Origin of the sequence: Halobacillus litoralis (genome assembly GCF_020524085.2) — a bacterium.
GTDB classification, from domain to species: Bacteria; Bacillota; Bacilli; order Bacillales; family Halobacillaceae; genus Halobacillus; species Halobacillus litoralis_E.
In genome coordinates this window covers 3,733,025-3,752,645 of the sequence record NZ_CP129016.1, presented here as the reverse complement: position 1 = coordinate 3,752,645, position 19,621 = coordinate 3,733,025, and the positions used below count along the sequence as shown (strand labels likewise).

At 43.7% G+C, this 19,621-nt stretch carries 19 protein-coding genes and 1 pseudogene; 15 read left to right on the top strand and 5 right to left on the bottom strand.

The window, feature by feature from the left end; translation table 11 throughout:
* Positions 1–79 precede the first annotated feature (79 nt).
* Together LC065_RS19255 and LC065_RS19250 are read left to right on the top strand one after the other, a co-directional pair.
* Entirely contained in the window at positions 80–505 is a 426-nt protein-coding gene (locus tag LC065_RS19255; protein WP_226587981.1) for a disulfide oxidoreductase, read from the top strand.
* The gene (locus LC065_RS19250; protein WP_226587983.1) at positions 502–999 is read left to right on the top strand and encodes a thioredoxin family protein; all 498 of its coding nucleotides are present in this window, start codon (positions 502–504) and stop codon (positions 997–999) included. Before LC065_RS19255 ends, LC065_RS19250 begins: the two co-directional genes overlap by 4 nt.
* A gap of 35 nt (positions 1,000–1,034) precedes the next feature.
* Here the strand turns inward: LC065_RS19250 and LC065_RS19245 are convergent, their stop codons facing one another.
* Positions 1,035–1,541 carry an antibiotic biosynthesis monooxygenase family protein gene (locus LC065_RS19245; RefSeq protein WP_226587985.1) on the bottom strand — a complete coding sequence of 169 codons (507 nt, stop codon included), beginning with the start codon at positions 1,539–1,541 and terminating at the stop codon, positions 1,035–1,037.
* A 94-nt stretch (positions 1,542–1,635) separates the two neighbouring features.
* Between LC065_RS19245 and LC065_RS19240 the strand changes: the two genes are divergently transcribed.
* The 4 genes from LC065_RS19240 (at position 1,636) to hemY (ending at position 7,310) form a co-directional block, all read left to right on the top strand.
* Positions 1,636–3,786 (top strand): transglycosylase domain-containing protein, encoded by a 2,151-nt coding sequence (locus tag LC065_RS19240; protein WP_226587987.1) that lies wholly within the window; start codon positions 1,636–1,638, stop codon positions 3,784–3,786.
* 107 nt (positions 3,787–3,893) lie between these two features.
* A complete protein-coding gene (gene hemE, locus LC065_RS19235; RefSeq protein WP_226587990.1) occupies positions 3,894–4,931 on the top strand; it encodes a uroporphyrinogen decarboxylase in 1,038 nt (345 codons plus the stop codon).
* 34 nt (positions 4,932–4,965) lie between these two features.
* Positions 4,966–5,895, top strand: coding sequence for a ferrochelatase (hemH, locus tag LC065_RS19230; protein WP_226587992.1), 930 nt, complete (start codon positions 4,966–4,968; stop codon positions 5,893–5,895).
* Positions 5,896–5,903: 8 nt separating this feature from the next.
* Positions 5,904–7,310: a protoporphyrinogen oxidase gene (hemY, locus tag LC065_RS19225; protein WP_306163638.1), complete on the top strand. Its 1,407-nt coding sequence runs from the start codon at positions 5,904–5,906 to the stop codon at positions 7,308–7,310.
* Between the two features lie 38 nt (positions 7,311–7,348).
* Here hemY and LC065_RS19220 read toward each other — a convergent pair whose 3' ends face one another.
* Complete coding sequence (locus tag LC065_RS19220) at positions 7,349–8,293, bottom strand: nucleoside hydrolase (protein ID WP_306163637.1); 945 nt, start codon at positions 8,291–8,293, stop codon at positions 7,349–7,351.
* Between the two features lie 188 nt (positions 8,294–8,481).
* Here LC065_RS19220 and LC065_RS19215 point away from each other — a divergent pair, with 188 nt between their 5' ends.
* The gene (locus LC065_RS19215) at positions 8,482–9,498 is read left to right on the top strand and encodes a LacI family DNA-binding transcriptional regulator (protein WP_226587998.1); all 1,017 of its coding nucleotides are present in this window, start codon (positions 8,482–8,484) and stop codon (positions 9,496–9,498) included.
* A gap of 368 nt (positions 9,499–9,866) precedes the next feature.
* On the opposite strand, the gene yhfH is transcribed toward LC065_RS19215, so the two are convergent.
* Entirely contained in the window at positions 9,867–9,995 is a 129-nt protein-coding gene (yhfH, locus tag LC065_RS19210; protein WP_074735206.1) for a protein YhfH, read from the bottom strand.
* A gap of 120 nt (positions 9,996–10,115) precedes the next feature.
* Between yhfH and LC065_RS19205 the strand changes: the two genes are divergently transcribed.
* The 5 genes and pseudogenes from LC065_RS19205 (at position 10,116) to LC065_RS19185 (ending at position 15,742) form a co-directional block, all read left to right on the top strand.
* Complete coding sequence (locus LC065_RS19205; protein WP_226588000.1) at positions 10,116–10,847, top strand: MBL fold metallo-hydrolase; 732 nt, start codon at positions 10,116–10,118, stop codon at positions 10,845–10,847.
* A 66-nt stretch (positions 10,848–10,913) separates the two neighbouring features.
* On the top strand, positions 10,914–11,915 hold the full coding sequence (locus LC065_RS19200) for a lipoate--protein ligase (protein ID WP_226588002.1): 1,002 nt from the start codon (positions 10,914–10,916) through the stop codon (positions 11,913–11,915).
* Between the two features lie 153 nt (positions 11,916–12,068).
* Positions 12,069–13,611, top strand: a pseudogene (locus tag LC065_RS19195) (fatty acid--CoA ligase family protein).
* Between the two features lie 116 nt (positions 13,612–13,727).
* Positions 13,728–14,027, top strand: a complete 300-nt coding sequence (locus tag LC065_RS19190; protein ID WP_226588006.1) for a hypothetical protein — start codon at positions 13,728–13,730, stop codon at positions 14,025–14,027.
* Positions 14,028–14,995: 968 nt separating this feature from the next.
* The gene (locus LC065_RS19185) at positions 14,996–15,742 is read left to right on the top strand and encodes an SDR family NAD(P)-dependent oxidoreductase (protein ID WP_306163963.1); all 747 of its coding nucleotides are present in this window, start codon (positions 14,996–14,998) and stop codon (positions 15,740–15,742) included.
* Here LC065_RS19185 and LC065_RS19180 read toward each other — a convergent pair whose 3' ends face one another.
* Complete coding sequence (locus LC065_RS19180; protein WP_226588009.1) at positions 15,743–16,189, bottom strand: DUF3939 domain-containing protein; 447 nt, start codon at positions 16,187–16,189, stop codon at positions 15,743–15,745.
* A gap of 305 nt (positions 16,190–16,494) precedes the next feature.
* On the opposite strand from LC065_RS19180, the gene LC065_RS19175 reads away from it, so the two are divergent.
* A complete protein-coding gene (locus tag LC065_RS19175; protein WP_226588011.1) occupies positions 16,495–17,022 on the top strand; it encodes a competence protein ComK in 528 nt (175 codons plus the stop codon).
* Here LC065_RS19175 and LC065_RS19170 read toward each other — a convergent pair.
* Positions 16,943–17,359, bottom strand: a complete 417-nt coding sequence (locus LC065_RS19170; protein ID WP_226588013.1) for a YhjD family protein — start codon at positions 17,357–17,359, stop codon at positions 16,943–16,945. The two genes, LC065_RS19175 and LC065_RS19170, sit on opposite strands and share 80 nt — an antisense overlap.
* A gap of 211 nt (positions 17,360–17,570) precedes the next feature.
* Between LC065_RS19170 and LC065_RS19165 the strand changes: the two genes are divergently transcribed.
* Together LC065_RS19165 and lepB are read left to right on the top strand one after the other, a co-directional pair.
* Positions 17,571–18,218: a TVP38/TMEM64 family protein gene (locus LC065_RS19165; protein WP_226588015.1), complete on the top strand. Its 648-nt coding sequence runs from the start codon at positions 17,571–17,573 to the stop codon at positions 18,216–18,218.
* A 54-nt stretch (positions 18,219–18,272) separates the two neighbouring features.
* Positions 18,273–18,809 (top strand): signal peptidase I, encoded by a 537-nt coding sequence (gene lepB, locus LC065_RS19160; RefSeq protein WP_226588017.1) that lies wholly within the window; start codon positions 18,273–18,275, stop codon positions 18,807–18,809.
* Positions 18,810–19,621 lie beyond the last annotated feature (812 nt).

The following is a 19,621-nucleotide window of genomic DNA, read 5'->3' as shown; positions in this document are numbered from 1 at the left end:
GAGGACTATGAAACTACTTTGTTTTCGAGAGAATACCTAGTATAATGGCATGAGAGAGAGGTAGAAAGGATACAAAATCATGAAAAAAAGTATGGAAACAGCGCTGTTTCTCCTATGGGCAACATCACTCGTTGCTACGGTCGGGAGCCTGTTCTTCTCAGAGGTTCTTGGCTATGCTCCTTGTGAGTTGTGCTGGTATCAGAGAATACTGATGTACCCGCTGGTGCTCATTTATGGTACAGCCTTATGGAAAAAGAAATGGGATGTTGCTTTCCCTGGAATCATTATGAGCGGAATTGGTATCTTCGTTTCCATTTACCATTACATGCTACAGAAGATCCCATCGCTTTCAGCGGTAGATTCATGCGGGCTCGTTCCTTGTAATGGTCAATACATTAATGTTTTCGGATTTGTGACGATTCCATTTTTAGCAGGCACCGCTTTTATCATCATCTTTATTGTTCATTTATTTGTCGTTGTAAAGAAAGGAAGGAATGACGCATGAAAAAAGGTATGATCATCTTTGCAAGTGCCCTTGTGGTGCTTGTTGTAGTTCTTGTATTTGTTGTGAACTATCAAAATTCAGAGAAAACCGCAGATAACCCGTACGGGAAAGAAAACTTGGAACAGGCAACTATTGATCAACTGGATGACCCTAATTATCAGAACCAAATTCAGCCAGATGCTCTGGAGGAAGAAATTCAATCAGGAGAGCCTACAACCGTTTATTTTTACGATCCGAAATGTGTACACTGTCAACGTACAACTCCAAGAATGATGCCAATCGTGAATGAATACGACCTGGATGTCAAAAAAATGAACGTATTAGAATTTAAAGAAGAGTGGAACAAATACGGGATTGAAGGAACACCTACCCTTATTCATTTCGAAAACGGGGAAGAACAGGCGCGAGTTTCAGGTGAACAATCTGTTCGGGATTTAGACGATTTCTTTGTGCAGGAAGTCATGGAAAGTGAACCAGAACAAGAAGAGGAATAAAAAAAGTGAGCGGTTTTCCGCTCACTTTTCCTATGCTACTCTTCGAGTACAATCATTTGATATTTTGTAATGTACGCATCGCCATCAATAAACGAAGGCTTCTTCTGGTGCTGAGGACCCGATTTTTTGTGGGCCTCATCAAAGGACTTGGAGTTCTTCCAGTCTTCGAAGTCTTGTTCGCTGCGCCATTGAGTAAGGACAACGTAAGTGTTGCCTTTTAAGGGGCGGAGGATTCTTATGGCTTGAAAGCCTTCACGATTTTCTACATTTCCCGCTCTTTTTTTAAAGCGGTCCTCAAAAACGGGACGTCCTTCGTCCCTGACTGGGATGTTGTTCATGACAACGTAACCCGTCGCCTGCATCGTACCGACATGATCGACGGTTTCATAGATACGTCCTTCTTCAAAAATCGACGTATCTTCCCCTTCATAATAGGCGACCGTTTTGTCTTGATCCTGCATGAAAAACAGAGATGTTTCAGGGTGTTGTTGACTCAGTTTGGATAAGTAATTCAATGTACCATTGGTCATCGATACTTTCATAGCCGATGTCTCCTTTCCTGCGGTATCTTCAGTTTAGCAAGCAGGGTTCCTTGGTGGCAAGTTTGAAGGATAGAACAGAAAGGATGCACGTAATTTGAACATCAAAGATTTGAAGAAACGCTTACCTTCATGGTCCGGACGATTGAAGTGGCCGGCCATCCTCGTCCTAGCTCTTATGATGATCATAGGTATTGGTTACCTGATCATATTATTCGGAGGACGCTTTGTTGTAGATGAAGAGGATCTGATCCTTGATGAAATGACCACGGTGGAGACAACCAAAGGCGAAGTCATTGAACGGATTTACACGAAAAACAGAAGGAACGTATCTATTCAAGAAGTTCCCGAACACGTCAAGGGTGCGTTTATAAGTATAGAAGACAGCCGCTTCAGAGAACATTCCGGTGTGGATTTTAAGGGGATTATGAGAGCGGTATATAAAGATATCATCGCTATGAAAAAAGTGGAAGGTGCAAGTACGATCACTCAGCAGCTCGCCAAAAACATTTTTCTCTCTAATGAAAAAACGTGGATGAGAAAAACGAAAGAAGTTATGGCGGCTCTTTACTTGGAGCGCAACTTCTCAAAAGATGAAATATTAGAACTGTATTTGAATCGCATTTATTTCGGGGAAGGGACGTATGGCATTGAGGCTGCTTCCCAGCACTATTTTCAAAAGTCGGTTTCTGAACTGACGGTTGCTCAGGGAGCGCTGCTTGCTGGTTTACCTAAAGCACCGAATACTTATTCGCCGTTCGATCATCCTGACAATGCCAAGCAGAGAAGAAATGTTGTGCTATCAAGGATGTACGATACAGGGGAAATTGATGCAGGAGTTATGAAGCAAATGCAAGGTTCGACGCTAGCTGTCGAGCGCGCTGAGGATATAGATCAAACGTGGTCCAACAGCTATGTGGACCTTGTCATCCATGAAGCAGCTGAAAAGTATCATATATCTCGCGATGAGTTAAAACGTGGGGGATACCGATTGGTTGTAGAAATGGACCCCTCCATCCAAAAAATTGCTGCAGAAGAAATGAAAAACGGTGAGTTTGTTCCAGGTTCATCCGAGTCGATCGAAGGAGCTTTCACCCTTATGGATCACTCGACAGGTGCGCTGGTTGCGGTCGTTGGAGGGCGTGATTTTAAACACGGTGACTTCAACCGTGTAAGGGCGAAGCAGGCTCCTGCTTCCACCATCAAACCATTTGCCGTTTATGGTCCGGCCATGATGACAGGAGATTATGATCCATACAGTCTTTTATCTGATAAAAAGCAGTCGTTCGGCGCTAATGATTATTCTCCAAATAACTATGACAGCCAATATGAAGGCGAAGTTTCGTTGTACCAGGCTTTAATTGAGTCCAAGAATGTGTCAGCCGTATGGCTGCTTGATCAAATTGGTATTTCTTATGCCAAAGGATATTTGGAGAAAGCTGGTCTAACGACAGAAGATGATGGTTTATCCATTGCTCTTGGTGGATTGTCTGACGGATACACTCCTCTGCAGATGACGGAAGCCTATGGTTCGCTTGCTCAAAACGGAAAGAGAAATGAAAGCTATACCATTACAAAAATACTTGATCGGAACGACAAGGTGATTCATGAACATGCTTCTGATGAAACCGAGGTATTCAACGCACAAACCGCTTGGTATTTAACAGAGATCCTTCAGACGGCTGTGCAGGAAGGAACAGCACAGGCTGGTAACTATTCTAAGGCATTAGCAGGGAAAACAGGGACTCATCAGAATCAGCATGTGTGGTTTACCGGATACACACCGGAATATGCGGGGTCGCTTTGGATGGGCTACGATCAATCAGGAGAGATTGATGGAAGCAGTGCTTATCCAACCCGCCTCATGAAACAAATATTAACAAGGATCGATCAGGAGAAAAATCTGGCTGCAACTTTTGAACAACCCGAAGGTGTAGAAAGCCTGCCTGAACCTGTAAATCTTCCCGTTTTAACGGACGTAACAGGGAGACTGAATTTGTCTGGCCTTGCTTCATTAAGAGGTACGATTCGTTGGTCCGCTCCTGACGATGAGCGAATTGTCTACCGTATTTTCCGAGAAGAAAACGGAGAAGATGTTAAGGTTGGTGAAGTGATAGGAAAGAATGAGTTTAAGGTCAGTGCTTTTGGTATCTTTGATCAGACAAGTTACTATGTTGTACCCGTAGATCCATTGACAGGGAAGAAAGGCCAGCCCTCCAATACGGTGAGCCTCAGTTGGGATCTGTGAAAAAAAGCACAAAATCATGACAAATGTTTCATTTTTCTATACAGAAGAACAATAAATCGTTATAGTTGTAAGCGGATAAATGTTGAACGGGAAAAGGAGTTCTGAAGATGAATAAAATTGAAAATGACACGATTTTAAAAGCTTTCAGAGGGGAAGAGACAGACCATACCCCTGTCTGGTTCATGCGCCAAGCCGGGCGCTCCCAGCCGGAATATCGCAAACTTAAAGAGAAGTACTCATTATTTGAAATCACCCACGATCCTGAACTGTGCGCTTATGTGACACGTCTACCCGTGGAGCAGTATGGGGTTGATGCAGCGATCCTTTACAAAGACATTATGTCTCCACTTCCGGCTATTGGCGTGGATGTGGAAATTAAAAAAGGGATCGGACCGGTCATCCATAATCCGACAAGAACAAAAGCTGATATTGAAAAGCTCGGAACGATTGACCCTGAAGATGATGTGCCTTATGTAATGGACACGATTCGTCTATTAACGAAAGAACAACTTACGGTCCCGTTAATCGGTTTTAGTGGGGCGCCATTCACCCTAGCGAGCTATATGATTGAAGGTGGACCCTCAAAAAATTACAATAAAACCAAGTCACTTATGTACAGTGAGCCAATGACATGGTTCGCACTTATGGACAAACTGGCAGACATGGTCATTGCTTATGTAAAAGCACAAGTCGCCGCCGGAGCCAGTGCCATTCAGATTTTCGACTCTTGGGTTGGTTCTTTGAATGTCGAAGATTATCGTACGTTTATTAAACCAGTGATGCAGCGGATTTTCTCTGAGTTGAAAGAGGAAGGTGTGCCACTGATCACTTTCGGTGTAGGTGCTAGACACCTGATTCATGAATGGGATGACCTTCCCGTTGATGTGCTTGGGCTGGATTGGCGCATGTCAATCACAGAAGCAAGAAATGAAGGGATCACAAAGCCACTTCAAGGAAACCTGGATCCTTCAATGCTCTTAGCGGACTGGGATACCATTGAGGAAAGAGCAAAGAAAATCATTGATGAGGGAAGACAACACCCTGCACACATATTTAACCTCGGTCACGGTGTAACTCCGGACATTAAACCGGAAACATTAAAGCGGTTGACTCAACTGATTCATGATTATTCCAAGAAGTCTTAATGGTGGTTTAAAAAAGATGAAGAGGTGAAGGAACATGGCAAAAAAACAAATGGGATTATTAGTAATGGCCTATGGGACGCCTTACAAAGAAGAAGACCTAGAAAGGTATTACACACATATCCGACGCGGACGTAAGCCTTCTGATGAGATGCTTCAGGATTTGCGTGATCGTTATGACGCTATTGGCGGCATTTCACCGCTCGCCCGTATTACAGATGATCAGGCGGAAGCATTAAAGGATGCATTGAATGAAAAGCAAGACGAGGTTGAATTTAAAGTATATCTTGGACTGAAGCATATTGAACCATTTGTAGAGGATGCGGTGGCCCAGATGGCGGAAGATGGAATAGAAGAAGCCGTTTCCATCGTGCTTGCTCCCCATTACTCCACGTACAGCGTGAAATCGTACAATGGTCGTGCCAAAGAGGAAGCAGAAAAGCACGGCATTTCTATTCGTTCTGTAGAAAGCTGGTATGACGCGCCTGGTTTCATTGATTATTGGAAAGATGTCATTGAAGCGGAATACGCTAAGATGACGGAAGACGAAAAGGAAAAAGCCTGCCTGATTGTCTCTGCTCACAGTTTACCGATGAAGATTTTGGAAGGGGGAGACCCTTATCCTGATCAATTGAAGAGAACAGCGGAATTGATTTCAGAAGCTACTGGAATTACACAATATGAAATCGGCTGGCAGAGTGAAGGCAACACACCAGACCCTTGGATCGGCCCGGATGTCCAGGACTTAACAGAAGAACTTTATCATGAAAAAGGATACCGTAGCTTTGTGTACGCTCCTGTTGGGTTTGTATCCGATCACTTGGAAGTTCTTTATGATAACGACTACGAGTGTAAAGTCGTTTGTGATAAAGTAGGAGCAAACTATTACCGTCCAGAAATGCCAAATACTCATCCAAAGTTTATCCAGACACTTGCTGATGTCGTCGTGGATAAAGTGAAAGAGTAGATTTTTTTATGGAAGGGAAAAAGCGTGTCGTCGTCGTAGGCGGAGGAATCTCAGGGTTAACCTCTGCGTACTACTTACAAAAAGAAGCACAGGAGCAAGGCTATCCACTGGATGTTCAATTATTGGAATCCAGCGATCACCTGGGTGGGAAAATCGATACGGTACAAAAAGATGGCTTCACAATCGAGCGTGGCCCGGACTCTTTTCTCGCCCGTAAAGAAAGTGCCGGGCGTCTTGCGAGAGAAGTAGGTCTCGGGGAGGAACTTGTGCCAAACGGTACAGGTCAGTCCTACATTTTGGTGAATGGCAAACTTCATAAAATGCCAAGCGGCTCTTTTATGGGAATCCCGACGAGGATCCGCCCATTCCTTTTTTCTGGGTTATTCAGTCCAGTAGGAAAGGCAAGAGCTGCTTTAGATTTGGTCAAGTCGAAAAAAACGGTCGAAGGAGATCAGTCCCTCGGCTTGTTTTTCCGAAGAAGACTGGGTAATGAGGTCGTTGAAAACCTAATAGAACCGCTCTTGTCCGGCATTTATGCAGGAGATATTGATCGTTTGAGTTTGCAATCCACGTTTCCGAACTTTTATGACCTCGAACAGAAATACGGCAGTCTTATTAAAGGGTTGCGTCAGACGTATCCGATGAAGAATCCGAAAAAAGGTGAAAAGAAACCGAGCATGTTCCGTACTTTAAGAAACGGCCTCGGCTCTCTTGTGGATGCAATCGAAGAAAAATTGGAGCCTGGAACTGTCCAAAAAAGCGTAAAGGTGGATCATATCGAAAAGAAAGCCAATGGTTATCATCTTTTATTAAGTGATGGAACGGTAAGAGAAGCAGAGGCAGTTATATTAGCCGCTCCCCATTATGCCGTGCAGCGCATGCTGTCTCAGTATGATTTCTTAGAACCGTTTAAAGAAACCAATGCTACATCTGTAGCAAACGTCGCCATGGCCTTCGATGCCTCAGCTATTAAAAAGGATATTGACGGGACCGGTTTTGTGGTCTCAAGAAACAGTGACTTCCGCATTACCGCTTGTACATGGACCCATAAAAAGTGGCCTCATTCGACACCTGAAGGGAAAGTTCTCTTGAGATGCTATGTTGGGAAACCTTCCGACCATGAAGTGGTAGGTAAAACGGACGAAGAGATTGAAGCGATCGTCTTGAATGATCTAAACAAAACGATGAATATTACGGCTAAACCTGAATTCTCTATTGTCACCCGGTGGTATGACGCGATGCCTCAATATACGGTGGGTCATAAACAGAGGGTAAGTGAGATTACGGAACAAATGGAGAAGGACCTTCCAGGCGTTTACCTTGCAGGTGGCTCTTACCGAGGGATCGGTCTGCCTGATTGCATCGACCAGGGAGAAACAGCCGTTCAAAATGTCATAAACTTTCTCTATCATTAAAAAGGAAGCATTCTTAGGAGTGCTTCCTTTTTTATAAACTAGTTAGCTGTCATGATTCTGATAAAGTCTTCGATGAAGGCTTCTCGATCGAAGTCTATAATAATATTGTGCATGGGATAGCCTTCTATATAATCAGGTGCGGGTCGGAAGTCAGCATAGGTGAGTCCTTTAGATGGACCGATGGCATTCACACTTACTTGCCGCTCTACAATCTTATAATCTTTAGGATTCATTAAATAGGAGAATAAAGTCACATCATGAAGAGGAGCGCCATCAATTCCATGAATGATGGATTCATACTGGGTACTGTAGTAATTCATGATGGGATAAATGATTTTTGAAAAAGGTGTATCGTTTTCTGCTGCGACTTTCTTTACCGTATCCAGGGGAATGACTGCACGGTTACTGATATTCAATGGGACAAAGGTGACATTTTCTCCATGAGCAGCTACGATTTTAGCGGCTTGAGGGTCTCCATATACATTTGCTTCTGCTACTGGAGTACGATTACCAGGTACGAAGAAGGCACCCCCCATGACATAGACATCCCCAGCTGTATGGATATTACTTTCAGATTGAATATAGGTAAGAGCGAGAGAGGTTAATCGAGAGAGGTTTATTATGGTTAAATCTTTCCCATATGTATGGATGAGTTCGTAAACTCTCTGGAAACGATTATGGTCAGGTGTCTGAACGGTTGGGATGATTTCTCCGAGGCCGTGGGCTCCATGGATATCATAGAAAAACTCTGGCTCTGTGCCTGTCAGTGGTTTATCCGCACCTTTAATAATTGGAATATTAGTTTTATTAGCCAATTGTAGCAAGTAGGCGGTGTTTCTTAAGGCGATTTCCTGACGCACGTTCCCATATTCTGCGACGATACCTACAACATCAATTCCTGGATGTAAAAGGGCATACATAATGGCAAACGCATCATCCACACCAGGATCAGCGATGATCAGAACTTTTTTCAGGTGAACCAACTCCCTATTTTTTCCTATTTTCATTTTATTTAAGGTGTAAGGTTAATATGTGTTTTCAAGATTAATTGCAAGGGTTGGAGTTGGTAGTAAAATCTATCTCAATATATGAAAGGGCTTGCAAGAAACACGAATGATTAGTATGATTAAAATTGGAAACGTTTTCAAGAAAGCATCAAGGGGGAGTAAGTATGGCTACGATTGAAGATGTAGCGAAACTGGCTGGATTATCGAGGACAACGGTCTCCCGAGTCATCAATGATCAGCCTTACGTGACAGATGAAAAAAGACAGCGAATCATTCAAGCCATGAACGACCTTGGATATGTCCCCAATTCTTCCGCCCGTCGTCTTCGAAGTCAAAAAACGGAGACGATTGCCGTTCTCTTGCCACGACTGACGAACCCTTTTTTCGGTAATTTGATAGAGGCGATGGAGGAAAAGGCTTCCGAGTGGGGATATCAAGTAATCGTCTGTCAAACACATGATTCCAAGAAAAAAGAAATGGATTATCTACAATTATTAAAGACGAAGCAAGTGGATGGTGTCATTATGGCTTCCCTTGTTAATGAATGGGAGGATGTTAAATCCTTTTTAGAGTGTGGACCCATTGTCTTTTGCAATGAATATATGGACGAGTCCAGTATTCCAATGATTCATATGGACCACAAGCAAGCGGCATACGAAGCAACCCTTCACTTGTTGGAACAGGGGTGTACACACATATCCTATGTAAGCGGCGGTCCGGAAAGCCACTTGGCAAAAAAACGGAAAGAAGGTTTTATCGAAGCTTTGTCTGAACACGGAGTTCCTTATCAAGAGGAATTAGCCATTGACTGGGCCATGGACGTTAGTGATGGCCAGAAGGTCTTCCATATGATTAAAGATGAGCTTCCACATGTAGATGGGGTGTTTACTGGATCCGACGAGGTTGCGGCTGGTTTAATTTATGAAGCGTCTTCCTCTTCCGATTGGATAATTCCTGATGATTTAGCCGTCGTAGGCTTTGATAACCAGATGATTTCTTTATTGATGGTTCCTTCTGTGACAACGGTTGAACAACCAGTAAAACAAATGGCCGATAAAACGGTTGAAGTGTTAATCCAACAACTATTACATCCCGGGGCCCTTGCCCCGAACAGATATGTTTATCCTCATCAGCTGCTTGTAAGAAATTCTACAAAACGAAAAAAACTATCCATCCAGTAGCACTGCCTGCCGGATGGATAGTTTTTTTGTTGGGTTATTTCGATATATGGCAGGATTGTAGAAGATTCAGTTTCGAGATATCTCGGGGGTAGTTGCCATGTTGAGCGTCAGGGGTGGCTGGGAAGCTACTCGGTTTCCTGTGGGGGAGTGCCGAGCTTCCTCGTGCTAAAGCCCTCCGGGATCTCGCCTATCTCCTTTCTCCCACGGGAGTCTCGCAGCCCCATTCACTCAACAAAAGTCTCGAAACTGAGTATTCAAAAATAGGGAGCTATTATGGAAGAGGGAAGAAATGGGCAAAAAAAATAGCAGCTTTTTACAGCTGCTCCAAATCTGATGTTCTTTGTTATGTTTTTTGTGGAATACTAGACTTAGCGGGCCGGGTGGTCACATTCGTCGCAAATGTTGCCATAGCAGTCAGCTTTTTCCTGGATCACATTTCCACAGTTGGAGCAGTGCTTTTTCGGAAGGTTACGGAAGAACTCAAGAACACTCATCATCTGTAAATCGCCTCCAATTAATTTTTAATGTAAAACCATTGTATTATAACAATATTCAGAAATCAACCATCTGTTATAAAACAATATACAATTAGGCAAAAAGTTTTAGGAGTGATGAAAATGAAAGTGACAATTATCGGTTATTGGGGAGCTTATCCTGCAGCGGGTAGTGCTACTTCTGGCTATTTATTTGAAAAAGATGGTTTTTCGATGCTTATCGACTGTGGGAGTGGTGTGTTATCCAGGTTGCAACAGTTTAAGAAGGTAGAGGAACTTGATGCGGTCGTTCTTTCTCATTATCACCATGACCATATTGCGGATATTGGGCCTCTTCAATATGCCTGTCTTGTTCAGAATACCCTTGCAGAAACAAACGAAACACTTCCAATCTATGGTCATAGAGAGGAGAAAAAGAAGTTTGAAACACTAACACATCAATATACCAAGGGAATAGCTTATGATCCCGATAAAACGTTGGAAGTAGGGCCTTTCTCCATCCAATTCCAAAAAACGAATCACCCAGTACCTTGTTATGGTATGCGAATTTCTGATGGTGACGACACGGCGGTTTACACAGCAGATACAAGCTATTTTAAAGAGTGGGCGACATTTGCAAGAAATGCAGATCTTCTTATTACAGATACAAACTTTTATAAAGGCATGGAGGGGATGAAAGCTGGTCATATGACGAGTACGGAAGCAGCCACTATTGCTGAAGAGGCCAATGTGAAAAACTTGTGGCTCAGTCATCTGCCGCACTTTGGCCAGTTGACGAAGTTGCGTCAGGAAGCGGAGGATATCTTCGGCGGAACCATTCAACTGGCGGATGAAGGGCTTACATGGAGTAAATGAATTGTTTCCACGCCCTTAAACGATTACAATGGTACATGGACAATACGGACTGAAAGGATGAAACGCATGCTTTTTATCGACCATGAGGGGATCAATGATCCTCGCATTAACTTGGCCATAGAAGAATACGCATTAAAAAATCTTGATATCAACGACACTTACTTACTGTTCTATATCAACGAACCTTCCATCATCATTGGTAAAAACCAAAATACGGTGGAAGAAATCAATACAAGCTATGTAGAGGAGAACGGCATCCATGTCGTTCGTCGTCTATCTGGCGGAGGTGCGGTATATCATGATCTCGGAAACTTGAACTTCAGTTTCATTACGAAGGACGACGGGGACAGTTTTCATGATTTCGCTAAATTCACAAAACCTGTAACAGAAGCACTTAAAAAATTGGGTGTAAACGCAGAGCTGTCAGGACGTAATGATATTGTTGCAGAAGATGGACGGAAAATTTCAGGGAATGCTCAATTCTCCACGCGAGGCCGCATGTTCAGTCACGGTACATTAATGCTGGACTCAGAGATCGAAAACGTTGTTTCTGCGCTGAATGTGAAAACAGAGAAAATCAAGTCGAAAGGGATAAAATCCATTCGTAGTCGTGTGGCGAATATCTCTGAATTCCTTGATGAAAAGATATCTATGGAAGATTTCAAGAACTTGATCCTTCGCTATATTTTCGATGTTGAAGATGTGAAGGATGTTCCTCAATACAAATTGACGCAAGAGGATTGGGATAACATTTACAAGCTCGCAGAAGAACGCTATAAAAATTGGGATTGGAATTACGGCAAGTCCCCGAAATTCAACATTCAGCATACGAAGCGAATTGAAGGTGCCGGAAGTTATGACATTCGTCTGGATGTAGCCAAAGGGCATATTCAGAACGCGAAGATCTTTGGTGATTTCTTTGGTGTTGGGGACATCAATGAGATTGAAGAAACATTAATTGGTACGAAGTATGAACGCCAGGCGATATCTGAAACTCTAGGTGACTTGGATGTTTCTCACTATCTGGGTAAAATCAGCAAAGAAGACTTTCTTGATATGGTCTATTAATAAAAGGAACGGTCCTATCTAAGGATCGTTCCTTTTTTTCACTCCAAGTGCCTTATGGCGACAAATGTTGCTAAAAAGTTTTCAGTATTTTATAATTATATTGAAAATTAATAAAATGAATGACTATTCATTCATAATTAAGGGGGAGCATACATGAATCTAAGCGAACAACTGTCGCTTACGGCTCAGCGTCATCCTGCTAAAGATGCCTACATATTTCAAGGCCAGCGGGTGAGTTATCAAGAGTTTGATGCAACAGTCACTAAATTCGCTTCTAAGTTGTCTGAACTAGGTTATGAAAAAGGAGATCATCTGGCGCTTGTGAGTGGGAACAGTCCCTTGTTCATGATCGGACTTTACGGAGCACTCCGGGCAGGGGCAACCGTCATACCGATTAACCCTACGTACACCGTTGATGAAATGAGTTACATTTTGAAAAATGGAGACGTTAAGGCTGTCATCACGATGGATGTACTGATCGAGAAATTTGAAGTGATGGACCAGGATCTTGATGTCGGCCACTATTTCGTAGCAGACACCGGAACAGGGGTGGATTTGCAGACTTCTTCTTTGAACGGAAAAATGAAATCGTTTACAAGTGTTGTCGCTGAAGGCCGTTTAAACTATGAAACCCCTCCACTCGATGATCAGGATGTGGGAGTTATTCTTTACACTTCTGGAACGACAGGGAAACCAAAAGGAGCGATGCTCACACATCAAAACTTATACTCGAATGCGACGGATGTAGCGGATTACCTGGAATTCACCTCGGAGGATCGTGTGATTGCTACGTTACCGATGTTTCATGTTTTCTGCTTGACGGTCTGCTTAAATGCACCGGTCATGAATGGCGGAACCGTACTAATCGTACCTAAATTCTCTCCTCAAGAAGTATTTGCAACGGCAGAAGAACACCAGGCAACGGTGTTTGCCGGCGTTCCGACCATGTATAACTATTTATTACAGACAGGTAAAGAACAGGCGCCAACGTTCCGCTACATGCGCCTCTGCATTTCTGGAGGTTCCTCTTTGCCGGTCGCTTTATTGGAATCATTCGAAAAAACAGTTCAACGTACGTGTTTCAGAAGGCTACGGACTCTCCGAAGCCTCACCTGTTACAGCTTTCAATCCCCTGGATCGACCAAGAAAAGCAGGATCCATCGGGCAAAATATAAAAAATGTAGAAAATAAAGTGGTGGATGAACTTGGTGAAGAGCTGCCTGCTGGTGAGGTAGGCGAATTGATTGTTAAAGGTCCGAACGTCATGAAGGGATATTATAAACTTCCTGAAGAGACTGCAGTCACAATTCGTGATGGGTGGTTATATACAGGAGACATGGCACGACAGGATGAAGACGGATATTTTTACATCGTCGATCGAAAAAAAGATATGATCCTTGTTGGAGGATATAATGTCTACCCGAGAGAAGTAGAAGAAGTATTGTACCAACACGAAGATGTCACTGAAGTTGCGGTCGTAGGAGCACCCGATCCTGAGCTGGGTGAAACAGTCATAAGCTTTGTCGTATCTAAAAACCCAACTTTGACAGAAACCCAACTAAAAGAATATTGCCGTGATCATTTAGCGAAGTATAAGGTCCCTTCGCGTATTGAATTTATGTCGGAGCTTCCTAAAAACACAACTGGGAAAATTCTTCGCAAAAATTTACGGGAACAACTAACGAACTCTAAATAAGTTTAAGATCCTATTCAAGCTCAAAGTCGAATAGACTTTGAGCTTTTTAAATTTTCTCTTCCACCTAAAGCTCCGTATACTTGAAGACTCAGTTTCGAGATGTTTGATAGGTGGTTATGTGCTACGGATCTCGAGTGGATGATGCGGACACCGCCATCCATACCGCACAAAGATATTTGCGGAAATTCGCAAATGAAATTGAAAACCTCGGCAATCATTATGATATTCATATTCATATATCTGATGGCTTGACGATTGCCGACTATTTTTTTGATGGCTTACTTGTGGATTGGTTCTTTCAAAAGAAAATTCAATCTTCTCATCAAGAAGTGAGGGGAATTAGGAAAGGGACCCATGCAAATCTACTTGATCTTGAAACACAACAGCGTCAATTTGAAAAGAAGAAGAGGTACTGACAGAGGAGGTGGATCGGATTATCCGTCCAATATAACTAGATTTTAAAGTTGTCCTATGTCATTTACTAGAAAATTCGCACCAGTTTGCGGACCTCCGCAACTTTTTTTCGGTGAAGCTGGACCTAGGATATATTACAATAGAAACAGATAAGCGGTGATGCTTATTTATCTCATAACTATTTATGATTTGGTTGTCATAAATAGGTCAGTAACGTTGTTTACTGATGAGTGTCACGGAAAAGTCTTTCCTCTCAAAAGATCTTTTCCAACAATTTATTCCCTCACTCAAAAGTTAACCAGTCGTCTCTTTTGGCCCATGCTCACGCGAGCATGGGCACTTTTTTTGTGTCTGGCCTTTTAAATATAAGCCCCCTTTTCTTGAAGACTCAGTTTCGAGACGTTTTGTGGTTCTGGGGTCTCCGGGAAAAGGTTCGCTTTCCATGGGGCGGGCGGTGAGCCTCCTCAGGCTACGCCTTCCGGGGTCTCACCTGTCCCACACGTCCCATAGGAGTCTCACCGTTTCCCTCCGCCCCTTTGCCATATCGTATGATTATGGGAAGTGGTTTATAAAACCTCCACAGCACGTGAGAGCTTGATCCAGTGCGCCTTATACCTTTAACAGTTGGATAGTGGAAGACCATCCATTGGTACAGGGGTTCGTTTCTCCCTTACATTGAAAGGGATGGTTGGGAAGCTGCGAGACTCCCGTGGGAGAAAGGAGATAGGCAAGATCCCGCAGGACGAAGTCCGAGGAACCCCCCACAGGAAAGCGAGTAGCTTCCCAGCCCCCTGGCGCTCAACCCGGGCAACGAACCTCCGAAAGTAAGTCTCGAAATTAAGTCTTCCACAATTCTGCCCCTTACTTAAATAACTTGTGTGTGGCAGAGGTTTGGATTTGAAAGTATGAGCTTTGCTACTTGTGTTGTTTAAAATAACGGAATGATGGATGGAAGGGAGCTTAAAGTGTGATGAGAAAGTTAGATGGTCAAGTTGTGTTGGTGACTGGTGCAAATCGTGGACAGGGAAAGGTCATTGCAGAATATTTGTTATCTCTTGGAGCATCGGTGGCATTTGGAGGACGGGATGTCCACCTTGCTGAAGAGGTGGTTGCATCTACAGGATCTTCGGAAGCACTTGCTGTACAATTAGATGTAACGAAGAATGAGGAATGGCTGGCTGCAACAGCTGAGATCGTCAAGAAATTCGGGCGGCTGAATGTGCTTGTGAATAACGCCGGTCTTTTAATCCGAAAGCCTTTTATAGAGATGAAAACGGAGGAGTATGAGCAATTGATCCAAGTGAATCAGCTTGGGGTATTCTTCGGAATGCAGGCAGTTGTTCCTTATATGATTAAACAGGGCACGGGTTCCATCGTGAATAACTTGTCCATTTCTTCTTTCGCTCCGATTAGACATTCATCTGCATACGCGGCAACCAAAGCATCTGTGGTGGCTATGTCGAAAGCAGCAGCTATTGAACTCGGTCCGTCTGGAGTTCGGGTCAATATGGTTCACCCAGGCGGCGTGGAGACTGAGATGGCGACAGAGGGAAAAGGGGTACCGGATTTTTATAATTCTATCCCGCTCGGTAGAATTGGGCAGCCCCAGGAAATAGCTAAAGCTGTTGCATTTCTTGCTTCTGACGACAGTTCCTATTGTACGGGAACGGAAATTGTTGTGGATGGTGGGATGACTTTAGGAACGGCTGATCGATGATCATTCAGGTTTTTTGTAGGTAATCATAAATTCTTCTTTTGTGAGATAAAAGTCACGTTCTGGTCTTCGTTGTAACAAATGATGATTTTCGAGCTTATAATAACTTATCCGTTTGTATGGGTCATCATCAATGATAGGAGGCTCCTGCGTCTGTTTCATATATTGATCGACGGCATGTTGAACGAGATCGATATCCAGCGCAAGATCCCGGTCCTGTTCTTCAAACAATTCATAGGTTTCCCGTGACATGTAGAAGTTTTGAATGGGCACAGCCTTTAAGTAGGGAGCTAAAAGTTCATAATCTAAGGTAAGGTCCTCGTTGATGATCACACTTAGTGGAACATCGCTGGATTTGGCATCCGCATAAGCATGAACGGCTTTTCGGACATCATGTATGGATAAATCCTTCTTCTCCAGTTTCGGCTTCCTGTTTTTTCGACTCCACATGTGTATTCCTCCTTAATGAAATTTTGCTTGAGAGGTGTTTCGAATGAAAGATCAACCGGTTCAGCCTGAACTCGATTTCTTCACATTACTTAATCCTGACTTTGGTCGTGGTGAAGAGCAGAGAGGAAACAAAGGGCAGAAAGAAGAAAAGGTGTAATTGTAGTATAGCAGAATCGTCGAAATGAAACATTTTTTAAGAATGTTTAGACTTTTGTTGGTTGATTTGGTAAATTAAAGAATATGAGCGGTAGATTCGACCTACGTGCAGACTGCCGCCACTTGAAATGAAAGAGGTGTTGTAGTGGATGACATATGTTCATGGAAAAGAATACGAGATTAATCCGCAGACCATTGCTCTTATAGCCAAAAACAGAGAGGATGGACGAGCTGTTACGGAAGTTTTGGAGACGGATGAGCGTTTTGTCATTTCAAAATGTCCAAGTGATCTAATCGATCGTTCCTGCCGTTACTTTGCAAGCAGCCTCGATGGTCGGATCGCTGGCACAAAGCAGCTGACCGGTTACACACACAAACCCCCGATTGTCATATCAGAAGCGATGGGCATTTATTTCTTCCCGATTATCTCCCCGAAACGAAAAGACTGCTCCTGGATCGCCCACAAATATATCCGCTCCTACCGTGGAGAGTCCAATAAAACGACGACTGTTCAATTTACGAACGGGATGTCCGTCAATCTTCCCGTTTCTGATGGTATGTTCGCCAATCAAGTTCAACGAACCGCCCATTTGCGCGTCATTCTTGAGGACCGGTTCCATTCGACACCTGTGGCTGCTGATCATCGTGTCGAACGGATCGCTGAGACCTTCTCATAAGCTCGAACAAAATATTTTCCACTTTTTTCCTGATGGCTGGATTGAAATAGTTGCGCTTTTCCTCATATCCATGAGCCAAAAAAAGGAAAGAGGTAAAGGAATCGTTCCTGCCGGATTCAACGACCTGCAACTTCATTTGGTCCATTTGCTTTCTTAGTTCTCTCCGCTCTTTTCGCGCTTCCAGTTCCATTTTACCGAGCATCTCCATGTACGGCTCCTTAATTTTGAATTTCCCTTGTTCCATGTGTTTTCGATCCTGCCTGATTACAGTAATGGCCATAGATAAAAACAAATAGCGGGAAGCGAGATCCAATTCGTTTTGTTTTAGATACCTCATGTCATTCTCCTCCGAATACGAACAAGTGTTCTAGTTTGTATTATACCACGGAAAGGTCCAATGTATGCAAGATAGTTTTATAAAAAGGTTGAAAATGGCAGGAAGGGGAAATGCTAGATAAGGGCTCACATACTGGTAGGCATGGAGCGGAATTTCAGATAAAATAAAGAAAAGCATACACTGGTCGCTAGTGTACATAAGGAGCAGCATCATGGATTCAGTGTTTGAAAAAATCAACCAATGGCGCCATTTAGCGGAGAATGACCAATTATTTGATTACATCATCAGGCAGTTGGAAGGGTTGGAGCGGTTCGGGCCAATCCCGGGCATCCTATTTCCTCTTATTGAAGCGTTTTTGCCGATTTTGCCACTTGTCGCCTTTGTTTTAGCCAATGCTGTCGTTTATGGGTTATTCAAAGGGTTTCTTTATTCATGGCTTGGGGCTGTTTTCGGATCTTTGTGCGTATTTTTTATTATTCGCCGACTAGGGGACAAGCGTTTGTTCAGGAAAATTACAAGGCAGAAGCAAGTGAAGAGAGTGACGAAGTGGGTGGAGGAGCATGGGTTTGGACCGTTGTTCTTGCTCATGTGCTTTCCCTTTTCACCTTCATCCATCATTAATGTGGTTTCTGGGTTATCCCATGTCAGTAGACAACAATTTATTCTAGCCGTCCTTTTAGGAAAAGCTGTCATGATTTTTACGATTGCCTATGTAGGTTCAAGCATTGCATCGTTTGCGCAGAATCCAGTGAAATCCATTGTTGTCGGCGTTTGCATTCTGCTTTTCTGGGTGCTTGGAAAGTATATCGAAAAGAGAATACAAATGAAGGCGGAACAGAAAGCGCAGAGTGTGGATTAAGTTTGTCTCAGCAAGGGTAAAATGTTTGTAGCATAACACCTGGAGGCGCAAACAATGAAAAAATATAAAAGAGCGATCAGAACGGTATTATTCGCCCTGTTGCTGGCTTTTGTGTTCCGCTCTTATTTATTCGCAAGCTATATTGTAGACGGCGAATCAATGGAGCCGACGCTCTATGACGGAAATTTATTAATGGTCAACAAAGCTGTCTATGATTGGCGGGATATCGGAAGGCAGCAGGTTATTGTCTTTCACGCAAATGAAGAAGAAGATTATGTGAAGCGCGTGATAGGAATCGGCGGGGATGAGATTGCTGTTCGAGAGGATCAGCTGTATATCAATGGTAAACGCGTTGATGAAAGTTACCTCGATCCACTCCGTCCGAATGATGGACTGCCTTTTACGGAAGATTTCACGTTGGAAGAGGTGACGGGACACCAAAAGGTCCCGGAGGGTCACTTATTCGTGATGGGGGATAATAGACGGGACAGCTTGGATAGTAGATATTTCGGTTTTGTACCCGCTGATACAGTCGTCGGAAAAGTGGATGTCCGATACTGGCCTATGAACCAACTCGGCGTGCAGTTCTAAAACGCAACCGTCCTTTAAGGGCGGTTTTTTTATGTCTATCGTTATTCAACTATATGTCAGGATTGTGTAAGACTCAGTTTCGAGACTTTTGTTGAGTGGATGGGGGCTGCGAGGAATAGCTCGCTTTCCGCAGCGCGATGAGCCTCCTCTGGCTGACGCCTTGCGGGGTCTCACCTAGCACTCTTTTCCTCTTAAATATCCGGTTCCGGCGCCTAGCGGCTAGTGAGACTTCCCTCGCTTCTGTACGATAAGTCAACATCGAATCACTCCGCTCTGCGTGTTTCCTTTATCTCCACCAGCTCCGTCCAGTCCATACGCCGCTGGTCAAGGCGCCTGCACACTTAAGTTAGGAGTCTCGCCATTCCCCTCCGCCCCTTGGCTATATCAGTGTCTCGAAACCACTTCTGGAAAGATCAGCTTGTATGATTGTGGGAAGTGGATAATATTCACTCTCCCAAGTGGGCATTCAAAACGTATAAGCTTGATACAGAGGGCTTTATGCCTGCTTAGGAAGGGAAGAGTGGGAGACACTTCCTCTCGGTGTAGGGGTTCGTTTCTCAAATACATCGAATGGGTGGTTGGGAAGCTGCGAGACTCCCGTGGGAGAAGGAGTTAGGGCGAGATCCCGCAGGACGCAGTCCGAGGAAGCTCGGCGCTCCCCCACAGGAAAGCGAGTAGCTTCCCAGCCACCCCTAACTCCCAAATGGCAAACGCAACCCGAAAGCATCTCGAAACTGAGTCTTCCACAAACGGAAGGATTGTTGAAGAGCGGGAAAGCATCATAAACGGTGCAAAAATGATAAAATAAATAC

What these genes read in the sequence shown, in the direction of transcription:
- LC065_RS19255 (WP_226587981.1), top strand. Translation starts at nt 80, where the DNA reads ATGAAAAAAAGTATGGAAACAGCGCTGTTTCTCCTATGGGCAACATCA.
- LC065_RS19250 (WP_226587983.1), top strand. Translation starts at nt 502, where the DNA reads ATGAAAAAAGGTATGATCATCTTTGCAAGTGCCCTTGTGGTGCTTGTT.
- LC065_RS19245 (WP_226587985.1), bottom strand. Translation starts at nt 1,541, where the DNA reads ATGAAAGTATCGATGACCAATGGTACATTGAATTACTTATCCAAACTG.
- hemE (WP_226587990.1), top strand. Translation starts at nt 3,894, where the DNA reads ATGAATAAAATTGAAAATGACACGATTTTAAAAGCTTTCAGAGGGGAA.
- hemH (WP_226587992.1), top strand. Translation starts at nt 4,966, where the DNA reads ATGGCAAAAAAACAAATGGGATTATTAGTAATGGCCTATGGGACGCCT.
- hemY (WP_306163638.1), top strand. Translation starts at nt 5,904, where the DNA reads ATGGAAGGGAAAAAGCGTGTCGTCGTCGTAGGCGGAGGAATCTCAGGG.
- LC065_RS19215 (WP_226587998.1), top strand. Translation starts at nt 8,482, where the DNA reads ATGGCTACGATTGAAGATGTAGCGAAACTGGCTGGATTATCGAGGACA.
- yhfH (WP_074735206.1), bottom strand. Translation starts at nt 9,995, where the DNA reads ATGATGAGTGTTCTTGAGTTCTTCCGTAACCTTCCGAAAAAGCACTGC.
- LC065_RS19205 (WP_226588000.1), top strand. Translation starts at nt 10,116, where the DNA reads ATGAAAGTGACAATTATCGGTTATTGGGGAGCTTATCCTGCAGCGGGT.
- LC065_RS19200 (WP_226588002.1), top strand. Translation starts at nt 10,914, where the DNA reads ATGCTTTTTATCGACCATGAGGGGATCAATGATCCTCGCATTAACTTG.
- LC065_RS19190 (WP_226588006.1), top strand. Translation starts at nt 13,728, where the DNA reads ATGTGCTACGGATCTCGAGTGGATGATGCGGACACCGCCATCCATACC.
- LC065_RS19185 (WP_306163963.1), top strand. Translation starts at nt 14,996, where the DNA reads ATGAGAAAGTTAGATGGTCAAGTTGTGTTGGTGACTGGTGCAAATCGT.
- LC065_RS19180 (WP_226588009.1), bottom strand. Translation starts at nt 16,189, where the DNA reads ATGTGGAGTCGAAAAAACAGGAAGCCGAAACTGGAGAAGAAGGATTTA.
- LC065_RS19175 (WP_226588011.1), top strand. Translation starts at nt 16,495, where the DNA reads ATGACATATGTTCATGGAAAAGAATACGAGATTAATCCGCAGACCATT.
- LC065_RS19170 (WP_226588013.1), bottom strand. Translation starts at nt 17,359, where the DNA reads ATGAGGTATCTAAAACAAAACGAATTGGATCTCGCTTCCCGCTATTTG.
- LC065_RS19165 (WP_226588015.1), top strand. Translation starts at nt 17,571, where the DNA reads ATGGATTCAGTGTTTGAAAAAATCAACCAATGGCGCCATTTAGCGGAG.
- lepB (WP_226588017.1), top strand. Translation starts at nt 18,273, where the DNA reads ATGAAAAAATATAAAAGAGCGATCAGAACGGTATTATTCGCCCTGTTG.